This is a genomic window from Sphingomonas abaci, from assembly GCF_014199625.1.
GTDB classification, from domain to species: domain Bacteria; phylum Pseudomonadota; class Alphaproteobacteria; order Sphingomonadales; family Sphingomonadaceae; genus Sphingomonas; species Sphingomonas abaci.
In genome coordinates this window covers 196269-222835 of the sequence record NZ_JACHNY010000002.1, presented here as the reverse complement: position 1 = coordinate 222835, position 26567 = coordinate 196269, and the positions used below count along the sequence as shown (strand labels likewise).

Here is a 26567-nt window from a genome sequence, read left to right as displayed (position 1 = left end):
CGCAATCCGGTTTCGTAGAGCGCACAGGTCCCGAGACGACATGCCGGTCGTCCCGGCCCGTGCCGGCCCGACATCAGTCGGAGTTATTGGAGATTCCCATGAGCGATTCCGCCACCCCCTTCCACTCCATCGATGCCACCACCGGCGCGACCGTCGGCGATCCGATCGCGGTTCATGGCCTCGCCGACGTCGAATCGGCCTGCGCCGCCGCCGAGGGTGCATTCGACACCTACCGCGCCACCAGCCGCGAGGATCGCGCCGCCTTTCTAGACCGGATCGGTGAGGAGATCATCGCGCTGGGCGACGTGCTGATCGAGACGGCGATGCGCGAGAGCGGCCTGCCCCGCGCCAGGCTGGAGGGCGAGCGAGGCCGCACCGTCGGCCAGCTCAAGCTGTTCGCGACCGTGCTGCGCGACGGCGCCTATCTCGACCTGCGCATCGATCCGGCGTTGCCCGATCGCCAACCCCTGCCCCGCCCCGACCTGCGCCTGCGCAAGGTGCCGGTGGGGCCGGTCGCGGTGTTCGGCGCGTCCAACTTCCCGCTCGCCTTCTCGACCGCGGGCGGCGACACCGCCTCGGCGCTCGCCGCCGGTTGCCCGGTGGTGGTGAAAGGTCACCCCGCCCATCCGCATACCGGCGCGCTGGTCGCTGGCGCGATTGCGCGCGCGGTCGAAGCGTCGGGCCTGCCGGCCGGCGTGTTCGGCCATCTGGTCGGCCCCGGCAACGATCTGGGCGCGGCGCTGGTGCGCGATCCGCGCATCCAGGCGGTCGGTTTCACCGGGTCGCGCGGGGGCGGCCTGGCGCTCCTGAACCTGGCGCAGGCGCGCGAGGTGCCGATCCCGGTCTATGCCGAAATGTCGAGCATCAATCCGGTCGTGCTGCTGCCGCACGCGCTGGCGGCGCGCGGCGCGGCGCTGGGCACCGCCTTTGTCGGCTCGCTGACCATGGGCGCGGGCCAGTTCTGCACCAATCCCGGCTTGCTGCTCGCGATCGAGGGCGAGGGGCTGGACGCCTTCGTCGAGGCGGCGCGCACCGCGCTGACCGACGCGCCGGCCGCGACCATGCTGACCCAGGGCATCCACGCCGCCTATTCGCGGGGCGCCGAGGCGCTGGCCGGCCACAACGCCGTCGAAACTATCGCGCGGGGCAAGGTCGGCGAGGGCGTGGCGCAGGGCCAGGCGAACTTCTTCGCCACCACGGCGGATGCGTTCCTGGCCGATGCAGCGCTGGGGCATGAGGTGTTCGGCGCGTCGTCGCTGCTGGTCCGCTGCCGCGACGAGGTCGAGGTGATGGCAGTGCTGCGCGCCGCGGAGGGTCAGCTGACCGCGACGCTGCACATGGACGAGGCCGATATGGACTTCGCCGCCAAGCTCGTCCCGCTTCTGGAGCGCAAGGCCGGCCGCATCCTGGCCAATGGCTGGCCGACCGGTGTCGAGGTCGCCCATGCGATGGTGCATGGCGGCCCCTTCCCCGCCACCTCGGACGGCCGCACCACCTCGGTCGGCAGCATGGCGATCGATCGTTTCGTGCGCCCGGTCAGCTATCAGAACCTGGCCCCCGTCCTGTTGCCCGAGGATCTGCGCGACGGCGCCACCGGCGCTCCGCGCCTGCTCGACGGCCAGCGCGCCTGATCACTGCGGGCCACCCCGATCGACCGGCGTTTCGGCCGTCGCGATCGGGGTGGCTGCGACCCGGCGCTGCCGGCGCCCCGTGTTGCCATGACGACACAGCTTGGCGTCAAAAGACGGCGACGCACCGGCCCACGACTTGCCGGGCTTCCCGATCCTCATGCACTCTCCCGCGATCGAATGCTTGGGAAGGCGTTCGAAACAGGGGGAAATATGAAAAACGGGAAGCTGTTCGCGGGCCTGTCGCTGTCCGTGTCGTGCGTGGCGCTGACATCTCCGGCTATGGGCCAGACCGTGCAATCGGCACCCAGCCAGGAAGCCGCAGCCGACGCGCAGAGCCCGGCGGACGCGGAGGGCGGCAACCAGATCGTCGTGATCGGCAGCCGGGTTTCCAACCGGACCGTGTCCGACAGCCCGGTGCCCATCGACGTCATCACGGACAGCGCGCTCCAGGCATCGGGCACGGGCGAACTCAACAAGACGCTGAACCAGCTCGTCCCGTCCTTCAACTTCCCGCAGCCGTCGATCGCCGACGGGTCCGATGTCACCCGTCCCGCGACGCTGCGCGGTCTCAATCCGGATCAGACCCTGGTCCTGCTGAACGGCAAGCGCCGCCATGTGTCCGCGCTCCTCAACATCAACGGCACGGTTGGGCGCGGCGCGGCGGCGGTCGACATGAACATGATCCCGGCGCTCGCGATCCAGCGGATCGAGGTGCTGCGCGACGGCGCGTCGTCGCAATATGGATCGGATGCGATCGCCGGCGTGATCAACGTCCAGCTCAAGACCGCCAGTTCAGGGGGCCGGGCCCAGGTGAGCTACGGCCAATATGTCACCACGCTCGACGGCGTGTCGGACTTCGACGGTCTCGTCACCTCGGGGGGCCAGCCGGTGCTGGGCACGGCGGACACGCGCTACCTGCAGGCCAACAGCTCGGGCGAGCGCAAGGCCCGTGACGGCGGCTACACCACCTTCGGCGTGAACGTGGGCCTGCCCGTCGGCGACGGTGGCTTCTTCAACTTCACGGGCGAATATCGCGACCGGAACTTCACCAACCGGCAGGGCTATGACCTGCGGCCCAACTATATCCGACCGTCCTCGACCACCTTCGACCCGCGCGAGACGACGTTCGATCGTCTGAATTTCCGCTATGGCGACGCGAAGACGGAAGACTTCAACTTCCTGATCAACACCAGCGTGCCGTTGGGCGCGGCCGAATTCTACGGCTTCTTCACCTATGGCCATCGGGACGGGCTGTCAGCCGCCAATTTCCGCCAGCAATCGGCCGCGACCAATCGCGATTTCTCGACGCTGACGCCCGCGACGGTACCCGGCAACGCCAATTTCGTCGGGCTGACCCCGGACGGCTATCTGCCCAAAATCCAATCGAACATCGATGACGTGTCGGCGACCAGTGGCATCCGCGCCGACATCGCCGGCTTCAAGGGCGATTTCTCGCTGGGCTTCGGCCGCAACGAATTGAGCTACCGGACCGAGGACAGCATCAACGTGTCGTTCGGGCCGCAGAGCCAGCGGTCCTTCGATGCCGGCCACCTCGCCTTCTCGCAGATCCTGGCCAATGCCGATCTCGCGCGGCAGTTCGACCTTGGCCTGGCCGGGCCGCTGTCCTTCGCCTTTGGCGGTGAATATCGCCACGAGATCTACCAGATCCGGCCCGGCGATCCGCAATCCTATCAGACCGGTCCGTTCTTCACGCCGGCGCGTGCGAGCAGCGCGGCGGAGTGCGGCGTGCTCGGCGGCGTCTTCGCCAACGGCATCTGCACCTTCCCGGGTCGGGCGGCAGCCGCGGGCGCCCAGGGCTTTGGCGGCCTGCCCGCCTCCGCCCGCACCGATGTCAACCGCGACAGCTTCGCCGGCTATCTGGAATTCGATGCCGACCTGTTCACCGGCCTCACCGCCACGGCCGCCGGCCGGTACGAGCATTACAGCGATTTCGGCGATACGCTGAACGGCAAGCTGGCGCTGCGGTACGAACTCGCACGGGGCTTCGCGCTGCGCGGTTCGGTGTCGAACGGCTTCCGCGCGCCATCGCTACACCAGCAGTTCTTCACCACCACCTCGACCAACTTCCTGGCCGGCGTGCCGGTCGACGTATCGACGGTGCCGGTCAGCAGTCCGGTCGCCCGCGCGCTGGGATCACAACCGCTCGCTCCCGAAAAGTCGTTCAACCTCTCGGGTGGCGCGACCCTCAATCCGTTCCGGGGCTTCAACCTGACGGTGGATTATTTCCGGATCAAGATCAGCGACCGCATCGTGCTGTCGGAGAATCTCGGCGCGGCCGGTGTCGGCAGCGGGGCGCAGAATGCCGCGGTGCAGGCGATCCTCACCGCCAACGGCTTCAGCAATGTCGGCGCGGCGCGATTCTTCATCAATGGTCTGGATACGACGACGCAGGGCGTGGATGCGGTCGCGACCTATCGCGCCAATCTGGGCGGACTGGGCGTGTGGAACCTGTCGGCCGCGTACAACTATACGCAGAACAAGATCGATCGCCGGCTCAACAACCTGGGTCCGCTCGCGCAAATCCCGGGGCTGGTGCTGTTCGGCCGGGTCGAAGGTATCCGCTTCGAACGGGGCCAGCCGCGCACCAAGGCGGTGTTCGCCACCGACGGCAAGATCGCCGGCATCGGACTGTCGGCCCGGACGACCCGCTATGGTTCGGTGATTTCGCCCGAGACGACCGCGCCGCTCGGCGCCGAGGCCACGAGCCTGACGGCGCTGGGTCCCGACGATCAGCGGCTGAGCCCCAAATGGATCACCGACTTCTCGCTGAGCTATGAACTGCACGGCGTGCAACTGACCCTGGGCGTCGATAACGCGTTCGACGTCTACCCGGATCGCCGGCCCTTCGGTCCGCGTCCGGCCAACGTCGGCGGCGTCTATCCCGCTACCTACCAGTTCCTGCCCTACAGCAACTTCTCGCCCTTCGGGTTCAACGGACGGTTTCTGTACGCACGGGCGGCCGTCAACTTCTGACCGGTCGGGGATGGGGGCGCGTCGCTCCCATCCTCCGCTTCAAGACGCCCTATGCTTCACGCGCGGGGTTGCAGCGGCGGCTGCCCCTCCGGCCCGGGTGTCTGTTGCGCGGGCACGGGGTGCTGCTTCAGCTTGGTTCGACCGCTGATCACCTCGGCGGTGACGGCGATGATCCAGGCGAGCGCGAACACCGTCGCGGCGATCAGGAAGACACGCAACAGGCGACGCGGGCGGCCGGGCGGGACATTCTTCTCGGTCATGGAGGCCATACGCATGGGCCGGGGCTTGGATGCCTGACGCCGCGCAGCCCCTGACCGAGATCAACCACCTTCACCGTCAGACGGTGAAGCTCTCCCCGCATCCGCACGCGCCCTTGGCGTTCGGATTGGCGAAGACGAAGCCGGCGGTGAAGTCGTCCTCCACCCAGTCCATGGTCGAGCCGATCAGGTAGAGGATCGAGCCGCCATCGACGAACAGGGTACCGCCGGGCGTGTCGATCCGCTCGTCGAACGGCTTGCCCTCGGTGACGTAGTCCACGGAATAGGCCAGGCCCGAACAGCCGCGACGCGGCGTCGACAGCTTGACGCCGATCGCCCCTTCGGGCGCCTTAGCCATCAACGCGGCGATGCGCGCCTCCGCGGTAGCGGTCAGGGTCAGGGCGGCGGGGCGCGGGCGGAGCGTCGTGGTCATCACAGCATCCCCAGTTCGAGCTTGGCGTCGTCCGACATCTTCTGCGGGTCCCAGGGCGGGTCCCAGACCAGGTTGACGTCGGCAGTGGCGATCCCAGGCACGGCCGAGACACGCAGTTCCACCTCCGCCGGCATCGACTCCGCCACCGGACAATGCGGCGTGGTCAGCGTCATCGTCACCACCGCGTGGCCGCCATCCGTCACCTCGACGCCGTAGATCAGCCCCAGGTCATAGATGTTGACGGGAATCTCAGGGTCGAAAATCTCCTTCAGCGCATCGATCACACCCTCATAGAGCGCGCCGCCCGGCTCGCCCGGCGCATCGCCCTGCGGCTTCTGCGCCAGAAAGCCGGCGAGATAGTCGCGCTCGCGCGGCGCATCCTCGACCCGCGCCTTGGGCGGCGACGCCACGCCGTCCACCTCTTCGACCGAAAAGTCGCTCATGCCCATGTCCTACCCAAAGATCCGCGCCACGCGCGCCATGCCCGCGATCAGCGCCTCGACGTCGCGCGGGCCGTTATAGACGCCGAAGCTGGCCCGCGCCGTCGCCGCCACACCCAACGCCTCCATCAGCGGCTGCGCGCAATGATGGCCGGCCCGGATCGCGACCCGCGCCTCGTCCAAGATGGTGCCGATGTCGTGCGGATGCACCTCCTCCATCGCGAAACTGACGATGCCGGCGCTGTCCGCCGGCCCGAATAGCCGCACGCCGGGGATCGTCGCCAGCGCGTCACGCGCCTGGGCCACCAGCGCCGTCTCATGCGCATGGATGCGCTCCAGGCCGATCGATTCGACATAATCGATCGCGGCGTGCAGCCCCAACGCACCGACGATATGCGGCGTCCCCGCCTCGAACCGGCCGGGCGGCGCGGCATAGGTCGTGCGCTGGAAGCTGACCTTGTCGATCATCGACCCGCCCCCCTGCCACGGCGGCATGGCGTCGAGCAGGTCCGGTTTGCCCCACAGCACGCCGATGCCGGTCGGCCCATAGAGTTTGTGGCCGGAAAAGACGTAGAAGTCGCAGCCCAGCGCGGTCACGTCGACCGGCACGCGCGGCACCGCCTGGCACCCGTCGATCAGGATCTTGGCGCCGACGCCATGCGCCAGCGCGACCGCCCGCTCCACGTCGAGCACCGAACCCAGCACGTTGGAGACATGGGCGAAGGCGACCAGCTTGTGCGCGGGCGTCAGCATCGCCGCCGCTGCATCCAGGTCGATGCGGCCATCCGTCGTCAGCGGCACCACGTCGATCGCCGCGCCGACCCGCTCCGCCGCCATCTGCCACGGCACGATGTTGCTGTGATGCTCCAGCATCGACAGCAGGATCCGGTCCCCGGCCTTGAGCTGCGTTCCCGCCCAGCATTGCGCGACCAGGTTGATCCCCTCGGTCGCGCCGCGCACGAACACGCATTCGTCCGGCGAGCCGGCGCCGATGAAGCCTGCCACCCGCCGCCGCGCCGCCTCATAGGCCAGCGTCATGTCCGCCGAACGCTGGTACACGCCGCGATGCACCGTGGCATAGGTCTCGCCATAAGCGGCAGTGATCGCGTCGACCACCGCCTGCGGCTTCTGCGCGGTGGCGGCGGTGTCGAGATAGGCCCAGCCGTCCGGGATCGCCGGGAAATCGGCAACCGTGTCGAGCGGCGCGCTGGCTGCGGGGGCGGTCAAAACGCTCACAGCGCTGCCGCCAGCCAGGCGTCGGCATCCGCGACGAACGCCTCCCGCACCACCACGCTGCCGATCCGGTCGAGCGCATCGGCGACGAAGGCGCGGGTCAGCAGTGCCTGCGCGCGTGCGCGCGGAATGCCACGGCTTTGCATATAGAACAGCGCGCGCGCATCCAGCTCGCCGACCGTCGCACCGTGCGCGCACTTCACGTCGTCGGCAAAGATTTCTAGCTCGGGCTTGAGGTTGACGGTGGCGGTGCGCTTGAGGAGCAGGCCGCGCAGCGACTGTTCGCCGTCGGCCTTCTGCGCATGGCGCGCCACCTCGACCCGCGCCGCCAGGCTAGCGGTCGAGCGATCGGCCGCGACCGCGCGCCAGAGCTGGTGCGACTGGCCGTTCGGCTCGGCATGGCGGACGGCAACGGCGCATTCCTGCCGCTGCTCGCCCGCGCTCAGCAGCGCGCCGCCATATTCGGCGAACGCCCCCTCGCCCGCGACGATCGTCGCGTCGATGCGCGTGCCGGCCGCGCCCGCACCCAGGAAGCTGGTGACGAGGCTCGCCCCCTGGCCCAGCGTCGCATCTTCCCGCAGCGAGGTGAAGCCGCCCGCCTGGATCAGCCGCACCGCGCGCATCAGCCGCGCTGCCTTGCCAAGCGTCACGGACAGGCCGCGATTGGCCCAGCCGGCACCGACATAGGTCTCCACCACCTGCGCGGCGGCATCGTCGGCCAGCCGGATCGCACCCGCGAAGTGGTTGCTGCCACCGGTCGAGACATGGACGATCTGCACCGGGTGCGCGGCGGCGTCCTCCGCCAGCTCCAGCACCCAGCCGGGGCCGGCGGTGCGGCGGCCGAGTGCGTGCTCCGCCGCCTCAACATGGCCCAGCGTCACCCGGTGCAGGTCGCTTGCCGCCTGATCGACCTCGCCGTCGCGCACCACGATGCGGGCGCCGGGCAGGTCGAGAAAATAGTCGGCCGGATCGACCGGCGCATCCGACCAGGACATCGCGGCGGCCGCCGCGATCGCCTCAGGATCGGACCAGCGCCAGCCCTCCTCGCGGACAGAGGGAAGTTCCAGCACGCTCACGCCGCCACCTGACCATAGCCCTCGCGCTCCAGCTCATGCGCGAGCTCGGGGCCGCCGGTGCGGACGATGCGGCCGTCCGCCAGCACATGCACCACGTCGGGCCGGACATAGTCGAGCAGCCGCTGGTAATGGGTGATGAGCAGCACCGCCTTGTCGGCCTTGCGCATGATCCGGTTGATGCCGTCGCCGACGATGCGCAGCGCGTCGATGTCGAGGCCGCTATCGGTCTCGTCGAGGATCGCGAACTTGGGGTCGATGATGCCCATCTGCACCATCTCGTTGCGCTTCTTCTCGCCGCCGGAAAAGCCGACATTGACCGGTCGCTTCAGCATCTCCTGGTCGAGGCCCAGTGCATCGGCCTGCGCGCGCGCGACCTTCAGGAACTCCGCGCCCGACAGCGGCGCTTCCCCACGCGTCGCGCGCTGCGCGTTCAGGCTCTCGCGCAGGAACTGCACGTTCGACACACCGGGGATCTCGACCGGATATTGGAAGCCCAGGAACACGCCGGCGGCGGCGCGCTCGTGCGGTTCCATCTCGAGCAGGTCCTCGCCATCGAAGCTGATCGAGCCCTTGGTCACCTCATATCCGGGCCGGCCACCCAGCACATAGCCGAGCGTCGACTTGCCCGCGCCGTTCGGGCCCATGATCGCATGGACCTCGCCCGCGTTGACGGTCAGGGTCAGGCCCTTGAGGATCGGCTTGCCGTCGATCTCGGCGTGGAGGTTTTCAATCTTCAGCATCATTCATCCTTCAAGCCCCTCCCCGCCGGGGAGGAGCGAATATCAACCGACCGAACCTTCGAGCGAAATTCCCAGCAGCTTCTGCGCCTCAACGGCGAATTCCATCGGCAACTGCTTCAGCACCTCGCGGGCGAAACCGTTGACGATCAGCGCCACCGCCGCTTCCTGGTCCAGCCCGCGCGACATGGCGTAGAAGAGCTGGTCCTCGCTGATCTTGCTGGTCGTCGCCTCATGCTCGATCTGCGCGCTGGGATTCCGCACCTCGATATAAGGCACGGTATGTGCGCCGCACTGGTCCGACAGCAACAGGCTGTCGCACTGGGTGAAGTTGCGGACATTCTCCGCGGTCGGCCCGACCCGGACCAGCCCGCGATAGGTGTTGTCCGACCGCCCCGCGCTGATCCCCTTCGACACGATGGTCGAGCGGGTATTCTTGCCTAGGTGGATCATCTTGGTGCCGGTATCGGCCTGCTGGCGATTGTTGGTCACCGCCACTGAATAGAATTCGCCAACCGAGCCGTCCCCGGCCAGTACGCAGGACGGGTATTTCCAGGTGATCGCCGATCCGGTCTCCACCTGGGTCCACGACACCTTGCTGTTCCTGCCCTGGCACAGCGCGCGCTTGGTGACGAAGTTATAGATGCCGCCGACGCCGTTCTCGTCGCCCGGATACCAGTTCTGGACGGTCGAGTACTTGATCTCGGCATCGTCCAGCGCGACCAGTTCGACCACCGCCGCATGGAGCTGGTTCTCGTCGCGCATCGGCGCGGTGCAGCCCTCCAGATAGGAAACGTACGCCCCCTTGTCGGCGACGATCAGCGTGCGTTCGAACTGGCCCGTATTCTCCGCATTGATGCGGAAATAGGTCGACAGCTCCATCGGACAGCGCACGCCTTCGGGCACATAGACGAAGGTGCCGTCGGAAAAGACCGCGCTGTTGAGCGTCGCGAAGTAGTTGTCGCGCTGCGGAACGACCTTGCCCAGCCACTTGCGAACGAGGTCGGGATATTCGCGGATCGCCTCGCTGATCGAGCGGAAGATGACGCCCGCCGCTTCCAGCTCCTTGCGGAAGGTGGTCGCGACCGACACGCTGTCGAACACCGCGTCGACCGCCACGCGCCGCGGCGGCTCCGCGCCCTCGACATTGGCGAGCAGCTTCTGCTCCTCGATCGGGATGCCCAGCTTCTCATAGGTCCGCCGGATCTCGGGATCGAGATCGTCGAGCGACTTGATCGTCGCCTTGGCCTTGGGCTCGGCGTAATAATAGGCATCCTGATAGTCGATCGGCGGGACGTTGAGCTTCGACCAGTCCGGCGCCTCCATCGTCTGCCACAGGCGGAACGCCTTCAGCCGCCAGTCGAGCATCCATTCGGGCTCGCCCTTCTTGGCGGAGATATAGCGCACGGTGTCCTCGCTCAGCCCCTTGGGCGCGAAGTCCTGCTCGATATCGGTGGCGAAGCCCCACTCATACTTCTTGGATACGGCCGCATGGGCCTCTGCGTTCTTGGTCGCCATGATTACTCCTGAGCCCCGGCCAGGGCCGGCGCGCGGCTGATCGCGTTATGGGGGGCGGACTGGGATACGGGTTCGACGGAAAGCTGGGCGAGCGACACGCCGGCCAGCGCACCGCGAACGGCGGTGTTGACCACCGTCCAGTGCGGACGGACGCGGCAACTGCCCTCGATCGCGCAGTCATGCCGGCTTTCCTCGACACAGGCCGTCAGCGCGATCGGCCCTTCGACCGCCTCGATCACATCGGCCAGGCTGATCGCCGCTGGCGGACGCGACAGGCGGAAACCACCGCCGGTGCCGCGCGTGCTCTCCAGCAGCCCGGCCGAGGACAGCCGGCTGACCAGCTTCTGCGCGGTCGGCAGCGGCACACCGGTCTCCTCGGCGAGGAGCGTCGCGTTCAGCCGCACGCCGCCGCAATGGCGCGCGGCGGCCGACATCATCACGACGGCATAGTCAGAGAGAGACGAAAGGCGCATGGAAAGCTAATCGGACCATCTTGTTCCGATTAGCCAGATGGTGCAGCGCACCGCCGGAATCAACCACTATCTTTGCGAACGACTCGCGCGTTTCCCGTGGAACCGCGCTCGCCGGATCACCGTGCGGCGGGCGCCTTGGCCTTGGGCAAGACCTCCATCGTCCAGTCGGCGTCGGGGCGCAGGTACCGCGCCGCCAGCGCCTGCAGTTCGGCCGGCGTCGTCGTCATCAGGTCCGAGCCGAGCGACCGCACCGCCGCCAAGCGGCGCGGGTCATAGGTGCCGCCGCCCATCTGCCCCAGCCAGAACTGGCTGGAGGTGGAGGCACGCAGCAATTGCTGGCCCATCGGCTTGATCGTGCGTTCCAGCTCGTCCGCGCCGATTGGGTTCTTCGCCAGGTCCGCCGCGATCTCGCGCGACAGGCGGAAGAACAGCGGCACATTCTCGGGCGACACCTGCCCGATCGCGACGATCTTGCCGCCGCTGGTGCTGCCGACCGGCCACTGGCTGGTGACCGAGGGGCTGTAGCTCGCGCCCGATTCCTGGCGCAGCCGCTCGAACAGCCGGTCGGAGAAGATCTGCGCCAGGATGTCGAGCTGGCGGCTGGTGCGGATCTCGGCGATGCCGCCGCCGGTCGGCCAGGCGATCACCGCCGCCGCCTGGCTGTCCGGCCCGTCATGGGTGCGCACGACCGGCGTCGCGACATGCGCCGGAAACCGCACGGTCAGCGGTGGTCCGGCCTCGTTGCGGCGCGGCGCCATCGCGCCGAACGTGTCGGTGACAGCGGCGATCGCCTCGTCGGTCTTGACGTCGCCGAACACCATCACCTCGACCGGACCGGAGGCGAGCACCGGCTCCCAGGTCTTGCGGAAGCGCTTGGGGGTCAGCGCCGCGATCTCCTGGCTGGTTGGGGCGGCCCAGCGCGGGTCGCCGTCGCGCAGCAGCCCCTCCAGGTCGCGGCTCAGCACTGCGGTCGGCGAGGCGCGCATCCCCGATTGCGCCGCCTGCGCCGCCGCCTTGGCGCGGGCGATCGGAGCGGGGTCCCAGCCGGGCGCGGCGAGCTTCGCCGCCATCAGCCGCAACTGGTCATGGTAATCCGCCGGCGAGGTCATCGCCGCCAGCACGAACGCATCCTCGTCGATGCCGAAATCCAGCCCGATCCGCCGACCCGCCGACAGCGACTCCAGGTCGCCCTGGTCGAGCGTCCCGATGCCGCTGGCGACCAGTGCGGTATCCGCCGCCCAGGTCGCCGTGCTCGTCTTCGCCGGCAGTTCGCCATAGCCGCCGCCGAAGCGCGCGCGGACATAGACGCGGCCCGTCTCCGCCGGGTTCGAGAAGACCAGCAGCCGCACGCCATTGGCGAAGACCACTTTTTCCAGTCCGATATCGGGCATCGCCTCGCGCTGCACCACCTTGCCCGGCGCGCCGAGCGACGGCAGCTTGGAGAAATCGACGGCGGCCTGGACGCGCCGTGCGCCGGCCAGCCCGCTGACATCGGCCTTGAGGGCCGCCGCCAGGCGCGTGGGCACGTTCGCCTCCTGGGTCGGCGTGTTGACCAGCGCGCGGGTGGCGTGGCCGGCGAATATCTTGCGCGTCGAGGCCAGCACCGTGTCCGGCGTGAACATCCCCTTGGCGCGCGCATCCTTGAAGATCTGATAGGAGGTTTCGGGCGAGGTCGTCGTCTCGCGGATGTCGAGCGCGCCGGCCATGTCGTCGGCCTGCTTGGCCCCGGCCTCGACGCGCGACGTCTCGACCATGGTCCGCATGATCGTGTCGTAATCGGCCAGCTCACGGTCGATCTCGGCCTGGGTGGGCGGCGTCTTCATCGCGTCGGCCACCACCGCGCGCACATCCTTCAGTGCCGCCTCCCACTGGTTGCCGACCGGCAGGATGGTGGTGAAGGTGCCGTTGGCCGAGCGCGACTCGTCATCGACCGACACCTGCGCCTGAAGATAGCTGCCACCGCCGCGCGCGCGCTGTTCCAGCCGGCGGCTGACCAGCCGCGCGGCGACGGTGTCGACCATCCTCTTCTGGTTGAACAGGACCGTGTCCGCGTTGAACTGCCAGGGGCGCAGCACGGCGGTGGCGACGATCGCCGGCAGGCCGGGCTCGCTCAGCGTCGCGGTGGCTGGCTTGCCGGGATCGGGCTTGCCGAAATCCGGCGCGGGCACGTCGGGGCCGTTCGCCTGCCAGCCGGCGAAATTCTTGACGATCAGCCGCGAGAAGATCGCGGGGTCCATGTCGCCCGAGATGATCACCACCGCGCGCGACGGCCGATACCAGCGGTCATGGAACGCCTTCACGCTCGCGCCGTCGGCCGCCAGCAGCGTCTTCTCCGTCCCGATCGGCGAGCGGTCGGCGAGCGGCTGGCCCGCGAAGAAGGTCTCGCGCAGCGCGTCTTGGAACTTGACCTGCGGGCCCGGCTGCTCGCGCCGTTCGGCCAGCACGATCGGTCGCTCGGCATTGACCGAGGCATCGGACAGGATCGGCTTGGCCATCATTCCCGACAGGATGTGCAGGCTCTCGTCCAGCCCCGCCTCGGACGCGGAAGGCAGGTCGAGCTTGTAGAGCGTCTGGGTCGGCGTGGTCTGCGCATTCGAGTCCGAGCCGAAGGTCGCGCCCAGCCGCTGCCACACCCGCTTCGCCTCGCCATCGGGGACATAGGCGCTGGAGCGGAATGACAGGTGCTCGATGAAATGCGCGAAACCGCGCTCGTTCTCGCGCTCGTAGAGCGAACCGACGTCCATCGCGACGCGCACCGACACCTGGCCAGGCGGCACGCCGTTCTTGCGCACCGCGTAGCGCAGGCCGTTGGGCAAGGTGCCGAACCGCCAGGCCGGATCGGGTGTGATGTCGCTGCCCTTGTACAGCCAGGCGGAGGTGTCGACCGGGACCGCCGGGGTCGCCGGCGCGGCGGCGGGCGCAGCGGCCGGAGGGCGTGCCTTGGTCCGGCTGGTCTGGGCGACCAGCGGTGCCGTGGTGACGAGGAGGGAAAGGACGGAGACGCGGAACGCGCGTGACAAGGACGCCATGGCCACCGCCCTTACCCCGTTGCGATGGCCGGGGCCAATGCTTTCCTGCCCATATGGGTAGGAGCGCTCGCCGGACGCGGAGAAAAACCGGCTGGCGCTTTGACCGCTGCGGCGGGGAATGCGAAAGGGCCGGCATGGCCTGGTACCACCCCGCTCTCTTCGCGATCGACGCCGAGCGCGCACATATGCTTACCGTCCGTTCGCTTGCCGCTTGGGGCAAGGCGGGAACGCCGTTCGGCACCGCGCCCGACCGCTTCCCCCGGCTGCGCACGACCGTCGCCGGCCTTGACTTCGCCAATCCGGTCGGCCTCGCCGCCGGGGTCGACAAGGATGGCGAGGCGATCGCCGGCTTCCTGGGGCTGGGCTTTGGCGCGGTGGAGATCGGGACGCTGACGCCGCGCCCGCAGCCCGGCAATGCGAAACCCCGCCTGTTCCGCCTGCCCGAGGATCGGGCGGTGGTGAACCGCTACGGCTTCAACAATGGCGGGCTGGACGCGGGGCTGGCGCGGGTCGCCGCGATGAACGGCAAGCGACGCGGGCTGCTCGGCATCAATGTCGGCGCGAACAAGGATTCGACCGATCGCATCGCCGACTATGCCAAGGGCGTCGCCGCCGCCGCGCCGCTGGCGGATTACCTGACCATCAACATCAGCTCGCCCAACACGCCGGGCCTGCGCGACCTGCAGGCGCAACCGCTGCTCGGCGAATTGCTGACCGCGACGCGTGCGGCGTCGGGCCAGCGGCCGCTGTTCCTGAAGATCGCGCCCGATCTCGACCGCGCCGACCTGGACGCGATCGTACGGGCCGCGATCGACGGGCGGATCGATGCACTGATCGTGTCCAACACCACCGTCTCGCGCCCGGCGTCGCTGCGCTCGCCCAATGCAACGGAGACGGGCGGCCTGTCTGGCGCGCCGCTGGCCCCTCTCGCCCGCGCGAAGCTGGCGGAGGCACGCTCGGCGAGCGGCGGCGCGATTCCGCTGATTTCGGTCGGTGGGATCGACAGCGGCGCGGAGGCCTATGCCCGTATCCGTGCCGGAGCCAGCCTGATCCAGCTCTATTCGGCGATGGTCTACGAAGGCCCCGGTCTGCCCGGCCGCATCGCACGCGAGCTGGACGCGCTGCTCGCCCGCGACGGCTTCGCCGTGCTGGCAGACGCCGTGGCGGCGGGCTGACGGGTTGCGCGGGCCGACGCGGACGCTAGGGTTTGATGCAATGAAGACCCTGTTGCTCGCCGCCGCGCTCACCGCGCCGCTTGCCACCCCCGCCGTTCAGGCGGCGCCCGCCGCACAATCCGTCGCCCCGGCGCGCGGCGTCGTCACCTCCGCCGATCCGCGCGCGACCGAGGCGGGCCAGGCGATCCTGCGCCAGGGCGGGACCGCGACCGACGCGGCGATGGCGATGATGCTGGCGCTGACCGTGGTCGAGCCGCAATCCTCCGGCATCGGCGGCGGCGGCTTCCTGGTCCATAATGACGGCCGGACGGGCAAGGTCGAGACGATCGACGGTCGCGAGACCGCCCCCGCCGCGGACACCGCGCGCCTGTTCCTGGGGCCGGACGGCCAGCCCCTGCCCTTCGCCCAGGCCTTTCCCGGCGGGCGCTCGGTCGGCGTGCCCGGCAATGTCCGGCTGCTGGCGCAGGCGCACAAGCGTTGGGGCAAGCTGCCATGGAAGGCGCTGTTCCAGCCCGCGATCCGGCTGGCCGAACAGGGATATGCCGCGACGCCGCCGCTGGTGAACGGCGTCCGCATCGTCTCGCCGATCTGGGCCAACACCAATTTCGACGATGCCCGCGCGCTCTATGGCGACGCCAAGGTCGGCGAGACGATCAAGAACCCCCGCCTCGCCGCCTTGCTGCGTACCCTGTCCGAACAGGGACCGGACGCCTTCTACACCGGCGACAATGCCACCGAGCTGCTGCGCGTCGCGACGCAGAGCCGGGTCGCGCCGAGCAGCATGACCGCCGCCGATCTCGCCGGCTATCGCGCGATCGAGCGCGCGCCCGTCTGCGGCACCTATCGCCGATACCGCATCTGCAGCATGGCCCCGCCCTCCTCGGGCGGCGTCACCGTCCTCGAGATCCTCGGGATGCTGGAGCGGTTCGACCTGCGCAAGCTGGGCAAGGACTCGCCCGTCGCCTGGCACCTGATCGCGGAGGCCATGCAACTCGCCTATGCCGATCGCGACACCTATCTGGGCGACCCCGCCTTTGTGAACAATCCGATCGCTGGCATGCTTGCGCCCGCCTATCTGCGGCAACGGTCCGCACTGATCGCGCCCGACCATGCACTCGGCACCTATGCGCCCGGCCATCCGGCGGGAGCGGGCCGGATGACGGCGGCGCTGTCGTCGGAGGTGCCGGCCACCACCCACTTCATCGCCGTCGACAAACGCGGCGACATCGCGACCATGACGTCGACCGTCGAGGGTCCGTTCGGCAGCCAGTTGATCGCCAATGGCTATGTCCTCAACAACGAGCTCACCGACTTCACCTTCGCGCCGGAAAAGGACGGCGCCCCCGTCGCCAACCGGCCGGAGGGAGGCAAGCGGCCGCTGTCGTCCATGGCCCCGACCATCGTCTACGACCGCAGCGGCAAGGCGATCTTCTCGGTCGGCGCGGCGGGCGGGCGGACGATCATCATGCAGGTCGCCAAGGCGCTGATCGCGCATCTCGACTGGGGCATGCCGGCGCGCGAGGCGCTGGGCACGCCGTTGATCTTCTTCAATGCCGACGGTCTGGTGCTGGAGCAGGGCACCTGGCTCGCCGCGATGAAGCCCGCGCTGGAGAAGCTCGGCCACCGGGTGACGATCGGCAAGCTCGGCCTCAAGGCCAACGCGGTCGAGTGGACGCCGCGCGGCTGGGTGGGCGCGGCCGACCCGCGCAGCGTCGGCACCGCGCTGCCCGAATAACGATCACGGCACGACAAGGCACGCGCGACGTTCGCAACGAACGCGCGAAAGGAGAGACGATGCGGACGCTGGAGCATTTCCCCAATCTGGTCGCGATGTTCTTCGCCCGCGCCGCGGAGAAGGGCGATGCCCCCTTCCTCTGGCGCAAGGCCGATGGCGCGTGGCAGCCGACCAGCTGGGCCGAGGCGGCGCGCCAAGTCGCCAGCCTCGCCACCGCGCTCCAGGCGCTGGGGCTGAAACGCGGCGACCGGGTGATGCTAGTGGCGGAGAACCGGCCCGAATGGTGCCTGTCGGACCTAGCAATCATGGCGGCCGGCTGTGTCACGGTGCCGACCTATGTCACCAATACCGAACGCGACCATCTTCACATCCTGGAGAATAGCGGCGCCTGCGCGATCATCGTATCGACCGCCAAGCTTGCCAAGGTGCTGATGCCGGCGGTGCTCAAGTCCAACCAAGGCCAGATCGTGATCGGCATCGACGAGATGCGCGCGCCCGCCGCCGGGCTGGACTTTCACGACTGGCGCAAGCTGATCGCTGACCATCCGACCGATCCCGCCACCGCCGCCCGGCGCGCCGATTTCGGCCGCGACGACCTGGCCTGCATCATCTACACCAGCGGCACCGGCGGCGCGCCGCGCGGGGTGATGCAGCATCATGGTGCGATACTGCACAATGTCGCCGGCTGCAGCGCGGTGGTGGCGGAGGATTTCGGCTGGGGCGACGAGGTGTTCCTGTCCTTCCTGCCGCTCAGCCACGCCTATGAACATACCGGCGGGCAGCATTTCCCGATCGGCATGGGCGGGCAGATCTACTATTCCGAGGGGCTCGACAAGCTCGCCGCCAATATCGAGGAGGTCAGGCCGACGATCATGTTCGTCGTCCCCCGCCTGTTCGAGGTGCTGCGCACCCGCATCACCAAAGCGATCGAGAGGCAGGGCGGCCTGTCCGCCCGGCTGTTCGCCGCCGCTCTGGAGATCGGCGCACGGCGCAAGACGGGCGGGCTGCGGCTGGTCGACCGTCCCAAGGCGCTGCTGGTCGATGCCGTGTTCAAGCCGAAGATCGCGAAGAAGTTCGGCGGCCGGATCAAGGCGATGATCTCCGGCGGCGCGCCGCTGACGCCGGAGGTGGGCGAGTTCTTCCAGTCGTTGGGCGTCACCTTCCTGCAAGGCTATGGCCAGACCGAGGCGGCGCCGGTCATTTCGTGCAACCGCCCCTCGGCGGGGGTGACGATGGATTCCGTCGGGCCGCCGCTCGCCAATACCGAGGTGCGGATCGCCGCCGATGGGGAGATCCTGGTGCACGGCGAACTGGTGATGCACGGCTATTGGCGCAACGACGCCGAAACCGCCCGCGTGCTGAAAGACGGCTGGCTGCACACCGGCGACATCGGCGAGTTCGACGCGGCGGGCCGTATCCGCATCACCGACCGCAAGAAGGACCTGATCATCAACGACAAGGGCGAGAATGTCGCACCCCAGAAGGTCGAGGGGATGCTAACCCTGCAGCCCGAGATCGCCCAGGCGATGATCCATGGCGACCGCCGTCCCTACATGGTTGCGGTGATCGTGCCCGATCCGGAATGGACGCAGGAATGGTGCGCCAGGAACGGCGACAGCTGCCGCTTCGACAGATTGGCGGAGAATAGCGAATATCGCACCGCGTTGGGCCAGGCGGTGGAGCGGGTGAACCAGGACCTGTCGGTGACCGAGCGGATTCGCCGCTTCATCCTGGCCGACGCACCCTTCGCGATCGAGAACGAGCAGCTCACCCCCAGCCTGAAGATCCGCCGCCACATCCTGCGCCAGGTCTATGGCGAGCGGCTGGACGCGCTGTACAAGGGATAGCCCGCCCTCACCGCCGCAGCGCCGCGACCAGCTCGCGGTGGCCCGGCAGGTCAGCGGCGGCGTGATCGCCGAACTGGCGCAGCTTGCGCAGGATCTGCGCGCCACCCTCTTGCGGCAGCGACGCGGCGTCGCCGGCCCAGTCCATGCCGTAGAGCACATATTGGTAGTTGAAGAAGGCGAAGCTCTCGACATCCAGCGTGAAGTCGAAGCGGTTGGGCGGCCGGTGGCGCCACTGGTCGAGCAGGCCGGACAGCCGATCGGAACGTGAGCCGACCGCGCGATTGTCCCGCCAGAACGCCTCGGTCCGCCGGCTGAGGCAATAATGCAGCTTCAGGAAATCGGCGATCGCCTCGTAGCGCGCGGTCATCAGCGCGTTGAACCGCGCGGCGGGAGCTGGCACCGGACCATGATGGGGGAAGAGTTCGGCGATCATCGCCACCGCCGCCTCGATCAGCAGGATGCCGGTCGATTCCAGCGGCTCCAGGAAACCACCCGACAGGCCGACCGCGACGCAATTGCCAACCCAGGGCCGCCGCCGATAGCCGGGCTCGAAGCCGAGGGTGCGGACGTCCAGCCGATCCGGCGCCACGCCGGTATAGGCCGCCAGCACCATCATGGCCTGGTCGCCGCTCATATGATCGTCCGAATAGACCGCGCCGATCCCGCGCGCCTCGGCGGTGCCGATGTCCCATGTCCAACCCGCCTCATGTGCGGTGGCGATCGTCATCGTGGGCAACGGCGCGTCTTCACGTTCATAGGGCAGGCGGCAGACCAGCGCGCGATTGGTGAACAGCCGGTCGCGCACCGACAGGAACGGCTCGCCTAGCCCCTCGCCGATTATGGCGGCCCGTTGCCCGGTGCAGTCGATATAGAGGTCGGCGGACAGAGCCCCGTGCGGCTCCGTCTCCAGATGAGCAATGGCGCCATCCGCCGTCCGCTCCGCGCGCACCAGCCGCCCGTCGAGCCGCCGCACGCCCAGCGCCCCGGCCCGCTCGGCGAGCAGCCGCCCGAGCCGGATGGCGTCGAAATGATAAGCATAGCTGAGCGGTCCGTCATAGCCCGTCTCGGCCGCCTGCTTCGGGCCCCGCCCCGCCGAGGCCACCCGGTGCTGGATCGTCACCGCCTCCGCAAAGGGCGGGCGCGTCGCCGGGTCCTGCGCCAGCCAGTGCGCGACCAGATCGACCTCCTCCGATCGATAGGGCGGCTCGAAGGGGTGGACGTAGCGATGCCGCCGGCCATCCGCGGGTGCATGGAGCCAGTCGTCGAAGCGGATGCCTTGTTTGAAGCTGGCTCCGGCCGCGCGCAGGAACGCGCCCTCCTCGATCCCCAGATAGCGCAGCGTCGCCCGGATCGTCGGAAAGGCGCCCTCGCCCACGCCGATCGGGCCGATCTCCGGTGCGTCGAGCAGGGCGATCGAAACGGACGGCCGCGCCGCCGCCAGATGCCGGGCGAGATAGGCGGCGGTCAGCCAGCCGGCGGTGCCGCCGCCGACGATCAGGATCGAGCGCCCGTCCGTCATCCCCTCACATCCTCACGAACAGGTTGCGGAACCACTGCGATCCGCCGCGCGCCGCCTCGCGCCAATCCTCCTCCGGCTCCTGCGGCGTATAGCCGAGCGGGCAGAACAGCTTGGGCCGCCCGACCTTATAGGCGGCCGGATCGGCGGTGACGAGGGTCAGGCCGTGCTCCAGGGCGGTCGCGACCAGCAGGGCGTCCCGCATTTCCGCATAGGCCAGCGCGCCGGCGCGCTTCGCCACGGCCAGGTCGACCGGCAGGACGCGCCCCTCGAACGCCGGCAGCACCCGGTCGCGGATCCAGGCGGCCAGCGTCATGCCGCCCTCCCCGCCCGGCTTGCGTCGGGAGCCGGTCTCCGCTGCGGCCTGCAACTCGAGCAGGGTCACTACCGACAGGAACAGCTCCTGGCGCGGCACGCCCCCCGCCCAGAGCGCCAGCCCGGGATCAGCCCCGCCGCTGCGCGCCTGTTTCAGCGCGCCGACGATCACGGTGTCGAGCAGGTACATCAGCGCGTCCGGCTGCCGCCGCGCATCCAGCGCGCGGCCGGGGGTGGTTCGGACAGCGCCTCGCCTTCGGCCGCCAGCAGGTCGACGATGCTGTCCCCCTGCCCGGCCATCTGCCGGAACGCCTCGATGCCGATCAACACGTGGGTCGGCCGACCGCGATCGGTGATGAACACCGGTTCGAGCCGCGCGAGTCGCTTGGCGAGGCTGACATCCTGGTTGAACGCACGGCTGCTCAGCATCTTCATCGCGCACCTGTCCGGGGATTTTCCTGTAGGTACGTACCTACGCTGTTTCCGCCAAGCCACAATCCCGGTAGCGCTCCCGGAAATCGTCGCAAACGTGGGGGAACATGGCTTGCGCTCGCCAGCCGCTTGGCCTTCAACCCGACCGAACACCGGAAACCGGGGGACCGGGGAGAGCGATGAACGACATGATCGACAGTTTCCGGCACGTCGCCGGGGGGATGCTGTCCGCGCACGGGCCGGCGGTGCCGGCGAGCGCCAGCAGCTATGTGCCCGGCGACTACAGCATCCACTTCTTCCTCCAGCTCGCGATCATCATCCTGACCTGCCGGCTGGTGAGCTGGTTCGCGCAGCGCGTGCTGGCGCAGCCGCCAGTGGTGGGCGAGATGATCGCAGGCGTGCTGCTCGGCCCGTCCTTGCTCGGCCTGTTCGCGCCCGACCTACAGGCGGCGATCTTTCCCAAGGAAACCAAGAATATCCTCTATGCCGGCGCGCAGCTCGGCGTGGCGATCTACATGTTCCTGGTCGGGCTGACGCTGCGGCTCGATCATTTCCAGTCCAAGGCGAAGAGCGCGATGGCGGTGTCCGCCTCCGGCATCGCCGCGCCTTTCCTGATCGCGGCGCTGATCACGCCGATGCTGCTGACCGTGCCAGGCCTGTTCGCGCCCAATATCGGCACCGGCAGCGCGACGCTGTTCCTGGGCGCGTGCATCGCGCTCACCGCCTTCCCGATGCTGGCGCGGATCATCAATGAGCGCGGGCTGGCCGACAGCCCGCTCGGCACCTTGTCGCTGACCGCGGGCGCGTTCGACGACGCCGCCTCCTGGTGCGTGCTGGCGGTGGTGCTCGCAACCTTCGGGGGCGGAAGCGGCGTCGCGATCCTGGCGATCGGCGGGGCGATCCTTTATGTCGGCTTCCTGCTCGCCTTCGGACGCCGACTGCTCGCCCCGCTCGGCCGCGCGGTCGAGGCGCGGGGCGAGATGAGCATGAACGTGCTGGCGATCACGCTGATGCTGTTCTGCTTCTCGTCCTTCATCATGGACGCGATCGGAGTGCACGGCATCTTCGGCGGCTTCATCCTAGGCGTGTTCATGCCACGGGGGCTGTTCGTCGCCGAGCTGAAGCGCAAGGTCGAGCCGCTGGCGGTGGTGCTGCTGCTGCCGATGTTCTTCACCTATTCGGGGCTGAACACGCGGATGGACATGGTCAATTCGGCGTCGCTGCTGTTGATCGCGCTCGGCATCCTGGCCGCATCGATCGCCGCCAAGTTCGGCGCCTGCTACCTCGCGGCGCGCGCGTGCGGCGAGGACAATCGCACCGCGCTCGGCATCGGCGCGCTGATGAATTCGCGCGGGCTGATGGAGCTGATCATCATCAATATCGGCCTGAGCAAGGGGATCATCGGCCCGACGCTCTTCTCGATGCTGGTGCTCATGGCGATCGTCACGACGATGATGGCCAGCCCCTTGTTCGAATGGGTCTATGGCCGCCGGGCGCGGGCGAGCGGCGAGCTGGGCGCCGCCGCCGCCTGAACGCTTAGTGGCGCGGGTCGGGGAAGCGCAACGTCACGCGCGTCCCCGGCCCGGCATCCGCGAAGTCGAGGGCCCCACGCAGCTGCCGCGCCAAGCTGGCGATCATCCGCATCCCCAGGCTCTCGCGCGACATCGCCTTCAAGTCGAAATCCGCCGGCAGTCCCGGCCCCCGGTCGGTGACGGTCAGCACGAACTCCGCCGCCTCCTGCTTCAGCTTAACGGCGATCGGACCGGCATCGGCAGCATATTTGATCGCGTTGGTGACCAGCTCGGTCACCGCCAGGCCGACCGGGATGGCGATGTCGGCGTTCAGGTCCGCCGCGCAGATGTCGCACGCCACCGTGTCGAGACGGGCCTGCTCGGCCAGATTGGCGACGATGCCGCAGACCAGTTCGTCGAGCGCGACGATGCCGACCTGCTGCCCGCGCCACAGCCGGTCGTGCGCCTGGGCGATGGCGGTGATCCGCGCCTGTGCGTCGCCGAGCAGCCGGGCGATGCGCGGATCCTCATCCTCCTGCATCTGGAGGTTGAGCATGGCCGACACCAGCGCCAGGCTGTTCTTGACCCGGTGGCTCGCCTCGCGGGTCAGCAGTTCCTGATGCTCGATCGCGGCGGCAAGCCGGTGTTCGGCATGTTGCCGCTCGATCGCGACGCCGATCAGATTGGCGAAGCCTTGCATGAAGGCGAGGTCGGCGGCCTCGAACTGGCCCTGCTCGGCGCTGTCGACCTCCAGCACGCCATATTTCTGCCCGCCCGCCTCGACCAGGACGTTGATCGCGCGGCAGATGCCGTGCTCGGCCATGAAGGCGGGGGTGCGGAAGCGTTCCTCATTTTCGAGATGGTTGGAGATCACCGCCTCACCCGAATGATAGGCGAAGCCGGCGGGTGATTGCGCATCGCTGGCCATCTCCACCGTGCCGACCACGCCGTCGCGCCAGCCGACGCCCTCGCGCACCAGCAGCGTGCCCTTGTCGGGCTGGTACTCCAGCAGCTTGGCGAAAGAGGAGCGCATGCCTCGCGCGCAAAGTTCGACGGCGCGGCGCAACATCGGGTCGAGCTCGCGCGCCCGCAGCGCCTCGATCCCAAAGTCGGCGAGAACGGATTGCTGGTGCAGGCGATACTGGAGCTCGCCGGGCGAAGGCGCGGTGATGCCGTCGTCGCCAGGGGATTGTTCGATGATCGCCACGCCCTACTCCACTCGCCTGCCCCCTGTGTCGGGAAGGTCGGCGGGTTATTAGCAGCGTGCGGGGACAGGTAAAGTCCGGGGCGCCGTCGGGCCGCTGCACGGTCCGGTAAGGAACCGTCGTTGCTTGATCTCGTTTAACTTGCATCCGGTTCGTATCGACCGGCATGACAAAGGATAGATGGATGGGCGAGATGTCCGACAAGATTGCGGCGGCTGGCAACAAGATCGCAGGGTCGGTCAAGGAAGCCGTCGGCAAGGCCACCGATAACGATCATCTGCGCGCCGAGGGTGAAGCCCAGCAGCTCAAGGGCACCGGTCAGGACGTCAAGGGTTCGGTCAAGGGCGCGCTCGGCGACAAGATCTGACCCGGCCGATTGGCGAGACAGGCAGGGGCGTTCGCGGCGAGCGGGCGCCCCTTTCCGTAGTGCCATTGTCTGCACTGCCCACCACACCGCTCTCGCGCGGGGCGGAGTGAAGGGCAGTGAACTTGGAACCTCGACCTTCGCGATGGTTCCGCTTTTCGTCGGGACGCCGTTTGGGTTCAGCGAACCTCTCGCTACATGCCCGTATCGCTGGTCGGCACGTCGAAGAGATCCTTGAACCGGTGCGGTTGCGAGCGGAGATACTGGTCCGGCGCGCGGACCCGTCCGCCCAGATGCGCCGCGGCATGCCAGGGCCAGCGCGGATCGTAGAGAATGGTGCGCGCCAGCCCGATCAGGTCAGCATCGCCGGTCGCGACGATCGCCTCCGCCTGCTCGTAGTCTGTGATCAGGCCCACCGCGACGATGGGAATGGCGACCGCCTGCTTCAGCGCGCGGGCGAGCGGAACCTGATAGCTGGGGCCGACCGGTATCTGCTGACGCGGGTCCAGCCCGCCGCTCGACACATGCATGGCGGCACAGCCGCGCGCCTCCACCGCCTGTGCGAAGGCGATGGTCTGCTCGATGTCCCAACCGCCCTCGACCCAGTCGGTGCCCGACACGCGCATCGTCACCGGCACGCGGTCTGGAACGGCGGCGCGCACCGCGTCGAAGATCTCGAGCGGCAGACGCATCCGGTTCTCCAGCGATCCGCCATAGTCGTCGTCGCGCCGGTTGGAGAGCGGCGACAGGAACTGGTGGAGTAGATAGCCATGCGCGCCGTGAAGCTGGATCGCATCGATGCCGATCCGCACCGCGCGCCTGGCGGACTCGACAAAAGCGTCGCGCAGCCGTGCGATGCCGTCCCGATCGAGCGCGGTGGGCGCAGCCTCCCCCGCTTCGAACGCCAAGGCGGAGGGCGCGACCGTTTGCCAGCCATTCGGAGCGTCTGGGGAAATCTGGCGGCCACCGCGCCAGGGCAGGTCGGTCGACGCCTTGCGTCCGGCATGGGCGAGCTGGATCGCGATCGGCATCGGCGAATGCCGCCGCACCGCCGCCACCACTCGCGCCAGCGCCGCCTCGGTCGCATCGTCCCACAGCCCGACATCGGCATAGGTGATCCGCCCCTCGGGCACGACCGCGGTCGCCTCGATCGTCAGCAGCGCCGCGCCGGACAAGGCGAGATGGCCGAGATGGATCAGATGCCAGTCGGTCATGCAGCCATTCTCGGCCGAATACTGGCACATGGGTGCGATGACGATGCGATTGTCCAGCCGCAGCGGACCCACATCAAGGCCTTGGAATAATTGCGGACTATTCACATCCCGCCTCCTGTTACGGTGCGCCGCACCTACGCATGGCGACGGCATCGGTGCCCGGTCGACTGGCTCAGATCAGGAGGGTTTTGAGCGGGAGGGACGGATCGGCCAGGGCGTCGGGCGGGACGATCGCTCCTGCCGTCACCAGCGCGCGGCCCTGCACGAAGTCCTTCATCGCATTGACGCAGTCGAGCGCGATGACCCGTCCCTGGCGCAGATAGACAAGGGCAAAGCTGCGGCTCGCCGGATCGCCGCGCCGCACGGTCTCGTCATGTCCCGCCGACAGGCCGACCGTTTGCAGCTTCAGGTCATACTGGTCCGACCAGAACCACGGCACGGCATGATAGGCGACGTCGCGCCCGACGATCGCCCGCGCCGCGACCGCCGCCTGGTCGGTGGCGTTCTGCACCGACTCCAACCGGATCACGGCGCCATCGGCAAAGGCATTGGCATGGGCGGCGCAATCCCCGATCGCGCGGATGCCGGCGACATCGGTGCGGCACTGCGCATCGACGAGAACGCCACCCACCCCGGCCGGGCCACCCGCGACACCCGCCGCCAGCAACGGCGCGACCGCCGGCACGATGCCGATACCGACGATCACCATCTGCGCCGGCAACAGCGTGCCGTCGTGCAGCCGCACGCCGCCGACCCGGGTCTCGCCCTCCAGGCAGGACACGCGCTCGTTCAGGCGCACGGTGACGCCGTGCGCCCGGTGCTCGTCCTCGTAGAAGCGCGACAGGTCGCGCCCGGCGACGCGGGCGAGCACCCGGTCCTGCGCCTCGACCAGCGTCACCGCCTTGCCGGCCTTGGCCAGGACGGCCGCCGCCTCCAGCCCGATATAGCCGCCGCCGATCACCACCACCTCGCGCACGGCGGGCAGTTCGGCGACCAAGCGGTCGACATCGGCGCGGCTGCGCACCGAATGGACGCCGGCCAGGTCGTGGCCGGGACAGGCGATCCGACGGGCATCGCCGCCCGCCGCCCAGATCAGCTCGCCATAGCCGATAGCCTCGCCCGTCTCGGTCCGCACACACCGCATCGCCGGGTCGACCGCGGCCACACGGGTGCCGGTGCGCAGCGCGATCGATCGTTCGCGCCAAAAGGCTTCGGGGCGGATCAGGATGCGGTCGAACGACCGGTTGCCCGACAGATAGTCCTTGGACAAAGGCGGCCGTTCATAAGGCGCGTCGGCCTCGGCAGTCAGCAACGCGACCGAGCCGCCGAACTTTTCCTGCCGCAGCGCAATCGCGGCCTGCGCGCCGGCATGGCCGCCGCCCACGATCACCACGTCGAATTCTTGCATCATCGGCCGCCCGTTCCCTATCCC

22 protein-coding genes are annotated in these 26567 nt (G+C 68.8%); 7 read left to right on the top strand and 15 right to left on the bottom strand.

The genetic code is table 11. The annotated features are described in order from the left end of the window. Positions 1-98 precede the first annotated feature (98 nt). Both GGQ96_RS06165 and GGQ96_RS06160 read left to right on the top strand, forming a co-directional pair. Positions 99-1631 carry an aldehyde dehydrogenase (NADP(+)) gene (locus GGQ96_RS06165; protein ID WP_184112668.1) on the top strand — a complete coding sequence of 511 codons (1533 nt, stop codon included), beginning with the start codon at positions 99-101 and terminating at the stop codon, positions 1629-1631. A gap of 210 nt (positions 1632-1841) precedes the next feature. Continuing rightward, positions 1842-4625: a TonB-dependent receptor plug domain-containing protein gene (locus GGQ96_RS06160; protein ID WP_184112666.1), complete on the top strand. Its 2784-nt coding sequence runs from the start codon at positions 1842-1844 to the stop codon at positions 4623-4625. A gap of 56 nt (positions 4626-4681) precedes the next feature. On the opposite strand, the gene GGQ96_RS06155 is transcribed toward GGQ96_RS06160, so the two are convergent. The 9 genes from GGQ96_RS06155 to GGQ96_RS06115 all read right to left on the bottom strand — a co-directional run bounded on the left by GGQ96_RS06155 (position 4682) and on the right by GGQ96_RS06115 (position 13821). Continuing rightward, a complete protein-coding gene (locus GGQ96_RS06155; RefSeq protein WP_184112664.1) occupies positions 4682-4900 on the bottom strand; it encodes a hypothetical protein in 219 nt (72 codons plus the stop codon). Positions 4901-4961: 61 nt separating this feature from the next. Beyond that, on the bottom strand, positions 4962-5315 hold the full coding sequence (locus GGQ96_RS06150; protein WP_184112662.1) for a HesB/IscA family protein: 354 nt from the start codon (positions 5313-5315) through the stop codon (positions 4962-4964). Continuing rightward, a complete protein-coding gene (locus GGQ96_RS06145) occupies positions 5315-5758 on the bottom strand; it encodes an SUF system Fe-S cluster assembly protein (protein WP_184112660.1) in 444 nt (147 codons plus the stop codon). Before GGQ96_RS06145 ends, GGQ96_RS06150 begins: the two co-directional genes overlap by 1 nt. Before the next feature lie 9 nt (positions 5759-5767). After that, positions 5768-6991, bottom strand: coding sequence for a SufS family cysteine desulfurase (locus GGQ96_RS06140; protein ID WP_184112658.1), 1224 nt, complete (start codon positions 6989-6991; stop codon positions 5768-5770). Then, positions 6988-8064: a SufD family Fe-S cluster assembly protein gene (locus GGQ96_RS06135; protein WP_343058940.1), complete on the bottom strand. Its 1077-nt coding sequence runs from the start codon at positions 8062-8064 to the stop codon at positions 6988-6990. Before GGQ96_RS06135 ends, GGQ96_RS06140 begins: the two co-directional genes overlap by 4 nt. Then, positions 8061-8804 (bottom strand): Fe-S cluster assembly ATPase SufC, encoded by a 744-nt coding sequence (gene sufC, locus GGQ96_RS06130; protein ID WP_184112656.1) that lies wholly within the window; start codon positions 8802-8804, stop codon positions 8061-8063. The genes GGQ96_RS06135 and sufC overlap by 4 nt, the downstream gene beginning before the upstream one ends. 42 nt (positions 8805-8846) lie before the next feature. Beyond that, positions 8847-10319 carry a Fe-S cluster assembly protein SufB gene (gene sufB, locus GGQ96_RS06125; protein ID WP_184112654.1) on the bottom strand — a complete coding sequence of 491 codons (1473 nt, stop codon included), beginning with the start codon at positions 10317-10319 and terminating at the stop codon, positions 8847-8849. Between the two features lie 2 nt (positions 10320-10321). After that, positions 10322-10792, bottom strand: coding sequence for an SUF system Fe-S cluster assembly regulator (locus GGQ96_RS06120; protein ID WP_184112652.1), 471 nt, complete (start codon positions 10790-10792; stop codon positions 10322-10324). A gap of 116 nt (positions 10793-10908) precedes the next feature. Beyond that, the gene (locus tag GGQ96_RS06115; RefSeq protein WP_184112650.1) at positions 10909-13821 is read right to left on the bottom strand and encodes a M16 family metallopeptidase; all 2913 of its coding nucleotides are present in this window, start codon (positions 13819-13821) and stop codon (positions 10909-10911) included. A 134-nt stretch (positions 13822-13955) separates the two neighbouring features. Between GGQ96_RS06115 and GGQ96_RS06110 the strand changes: the two genes are divergently transcribed. The 3 genes from GGQ96_RS06110 to GGQ96_RS06100 are packed head-to-tail and all read left to right on the top strand — an operon-like array spanning position 13956 to position 18578. Then, a complete protein-coding gene (locus GGQ96_RS06110; protein WP_184112648.1) occupies positions 13956-14996 on the top strand; it encodes a quinone-dependent dihydroorotate dehydrogenase in 1041 nt (346 codons plus the stop codon). A 40-nt stretch (positions 14997-15036) separates the two neighbouring features. After that, positions 15037-16731 (top strand): gamma-glutamyltransferase, encoded by a 1695-nt coding sequence (gene ggt, locus GGQ96_RS06105; protein WP_184112646.1) that lies wholly within the window; start codon positions 15037-15039, stop codon positions 16729-16731. A 59-nt stretch (positions 16732-16790) separates the two neighbouring features. Further along, on the top strand, positions 16791-18578 hold the full coding sequence (locus GGQ96_RS06100; protein ID WP_184112644.1) for an AMP-dependent synthetase/ligase: 1788 nt from the start codon (positions 16791-16793) through the stop codon (positions 18576-18578). A gap of 7 nt (positions 18579-18585) precedes the next feature. Here GGQ96_RS06100 and GGQ96_RS06095 read toward each other — a convergent pair whose 3' ends face one another. Genes GGQ96_RS06095 through GGQ96_RS06085 form a run of 3 tightly spaced genes read right to left on the bottom strand, consistent with a single transcriptional unit; the run spans position 18586 to position 20844 of the window. Further along, complete coding sequence (locus GGQ96_RS06095) at positions 18586-20097, bottom strand: tryptophan halogenase family protein (protein ID WP_184112642.1); 1512 nt, start codon at positions 20095-20097, stop codon at positions 18586-18588. A gap of 4 nt (positions 20098-20101) precedes the next feature. After that, the gene (locus GGQ96_RS06090; protein ID WP_184112640.1) at positions 20102-20599 is read right to left on the bottom strand and encodes a PIN domain-containing protein; all 498 of its coding nucleotides are present in this window, start codon (positions 20597-20599) and stop codon (positions 20102-20104) included. Beyond that, positions 20599-20844: a type II toxin-antitoxin system Phd/YefM family antitoxin gene (locus GGQ96_RS06085; protein ID WP_246360195.1), complete on the bottom strand. Its 246-nt coding sequence runs from the start codon at positions 20842-20844 to the stop codon at positions 20599-20601. The genes GGQ96_RS06090 and GGQ96_RS06085 overlap by 1 nt, the downstream gene beginning before the upstream one ends. 176 nt (positions 20845-21020) lie before the next feature. Here GGQ96_RS06085 and GGQ96_RS06080 point away from each other — a divergent pair, with 176 nt between their 5' ends. Then, positions 21021-22373 (top strand): cation:proton antiporter, encoded by a 1353-nt coding sequence (locus tag GGQ96_RS06080; RefSeq protein ID WP_184112632.1) that lies wholly within the window; start codon positions 21021-21023, stop codon positions 22371-22373. Positions 22374-22377: 4 nt separating this feature from the next. Here GGQ96_RS06080 and GGQ96_RS06075 read toward each other — a convergent pair whose 3' ends face one another. After that, positions 22378-23559 (bottom strand): sensor histidine kinase, encoded by a 1182-nt coding sequence (locus tag GGQ96_RS06075; protein ID WP_343058939.1) that lies wholly within the window; start codon positions 23557-23559, stop codon positions 22378-22380. A 182-nt stretch (positions 23560-23741) separates the two neighbouring features. On the opposite strand from GGQ96_RS06075, the gene GGQ96_RS06070 reads away from it, so the two are divergent. After that, complete coding sequence (locus GGQ96_RS06070; protein WP_184112629.1) at positions 23742-23924, top strand: CsbD family protein; 183 nt, start codon at positions 23742-23744, stop codon at positions 23922-23924. A gap of 191 nt (positions 23925-24115) precedes the next feature. Here GGQ96_RS06070 and GGQ96_RS06065 read toward each other — a convergent pair whose 3' ends face one another. Further along, positions 24116-25240, bottom strand: a complete 1125-nt coding sequence (locus GGQ96_RS06065) for an oxidoreductase (protein WP_184112627.1) — start codon at positions 25238-25240, stop codon at positions 24116-24118. Between the two features lie 67 nt (positions 25241-25307). Then, positions 25308-26543: an NAD(P)/FAD-dependent oxidoreductase gene (locus tag GGQ96_RS06060; RefSeq protein ID WP_184113190.1), complete on the bottom strand. Its 1236-nt coding sequence runs from the start codon at positions 26541-26543 to the stop codon at positions 25308-25310. Between the last annotated feature and the right edge of the window lie 24 nt (positions 26544-26567).

Coding starts and splice junctions, on each gene's coding strand:
- GGQ96_RS06165 (WP_184112668.1), top strand. CDS start 99: ATGAGCGATTCCGCCACCCCCTTCCACTCCATCGATGCCACCACCGGC.
- GGQ96_RS06160 (WP_184112666.1), top strand. CDS start 1,842: ATGAAAAACGGGAAGCTGTTCGCGGGCCTGTCGCTGTCCGTGTCGTGC.
- GGQ96_RS06155 (WP_184112664.1), bottom strand. CDS start 4,900: ATGCGTATGGCCTCCATGACCGAGAAGAATGTCCCGCCCGGCCGCCCG.
- GGQ96_RS06150 (WP_184112662.1), bottom strand. CDS start 5,315: ATGACCACGACGCTCCGCCCGCGCCCCGCCGCCCTGACCCTGACCGCT.
- GGQ96_RS06145 (WP_184112660.1), bottom strand. CDS start 5,758: ATGAGCGACTTTTCGGTCGAAGAGGTGGACGGCGTGGCGTCGCCGCCC.
- sufC (WP_184112656.1), bottom strand. CDS start 8,804: ATGCTGAAGATTGAAAACCTCCACGCCGAGATCGACGGCAAGCCGATC.
- sufB (WP_184112654.1), bottom strand. CDS start 10,319: ATGGCGACCAAGAACGCAGAGGCCCATGCGGCCGTATCCAAGAAGTAT.
- GGQ96_RS06120 (WP_184112652.1), bottom strand. CDS start 10,792: ATGCGCCTTTCGTCTCTCTCTGACTATGCCGTCGTGATGATGTCGGCC.
- GGQ96_RS06115 (WP_184112650.1), bottom strand. CDS start 13,821: ATGGCGTCCTTGTCACGCGCGTTCCGCGTCTCCGTCCTTTCCCTCCTC.
- GGQ96_RS06110 (WP_184112648.1), top strand. CDS start 13,956: ATGGCCTGGTACCACCCCGCTCTCTTCGCGATCGACGCCGAGCGCGCA.
- ggt (WP_184112646.1), top strand. CDS start 15,037: ATGAAGACCCTGTTGCTCGCCGCCGCGCTCACCGCGCCGCTTGCCACC.
- GGQ96_RS06100 (WP_184112644.1), top strand. CDS start 16,791: ATGCGGACGCTGGAGCATTTCCCCAATCTGGTCGCGATGTTCTTCGCC.
- GGQ96_RS06095 (WP_184112642.1), bottom strand. CDS start 20,097: ATGACGGACGGGCGCTCGATCCTGATCGTCGGCGGCGGCACCGCCGGC.
- GGQ96_RS06090 (WP_184112640.1), bottom strand. CDS start 20,599: ATGTACCTGCTCGACACCGTGATCGTCGGCGCGCTGAAACAGGCGCGC.
- GGQ96_RS06085 (WP_246360195.1), bottom strand. CDS start 20,844: ATGAAGATGCTGAGCAGCCGTGCGTTCAACCAGGATGTCAGCCTCGCC.
- GGQ96_RS06080 (WP_184112632.1), top strand. CDS start 21,021: ATGAACGACATGATCGACAGTTTCCGGCACGTCGCCGGGGGGATGCTG.
- GGQ96_RS06070 (WP_184112629.1), top strand. CDS start 23,742: ATGGGCGAGATGTCCGACAAGATTGCGGCGGCTGGCAACAAGATCGCA.
- GGQ96_RS06060 (WP_184113190.1), bottom strand. CDS start 26,543: ATGCAAGAATTCGACGTGGTGATCGTGGGCGGCGGCCATGCCGGCGCG.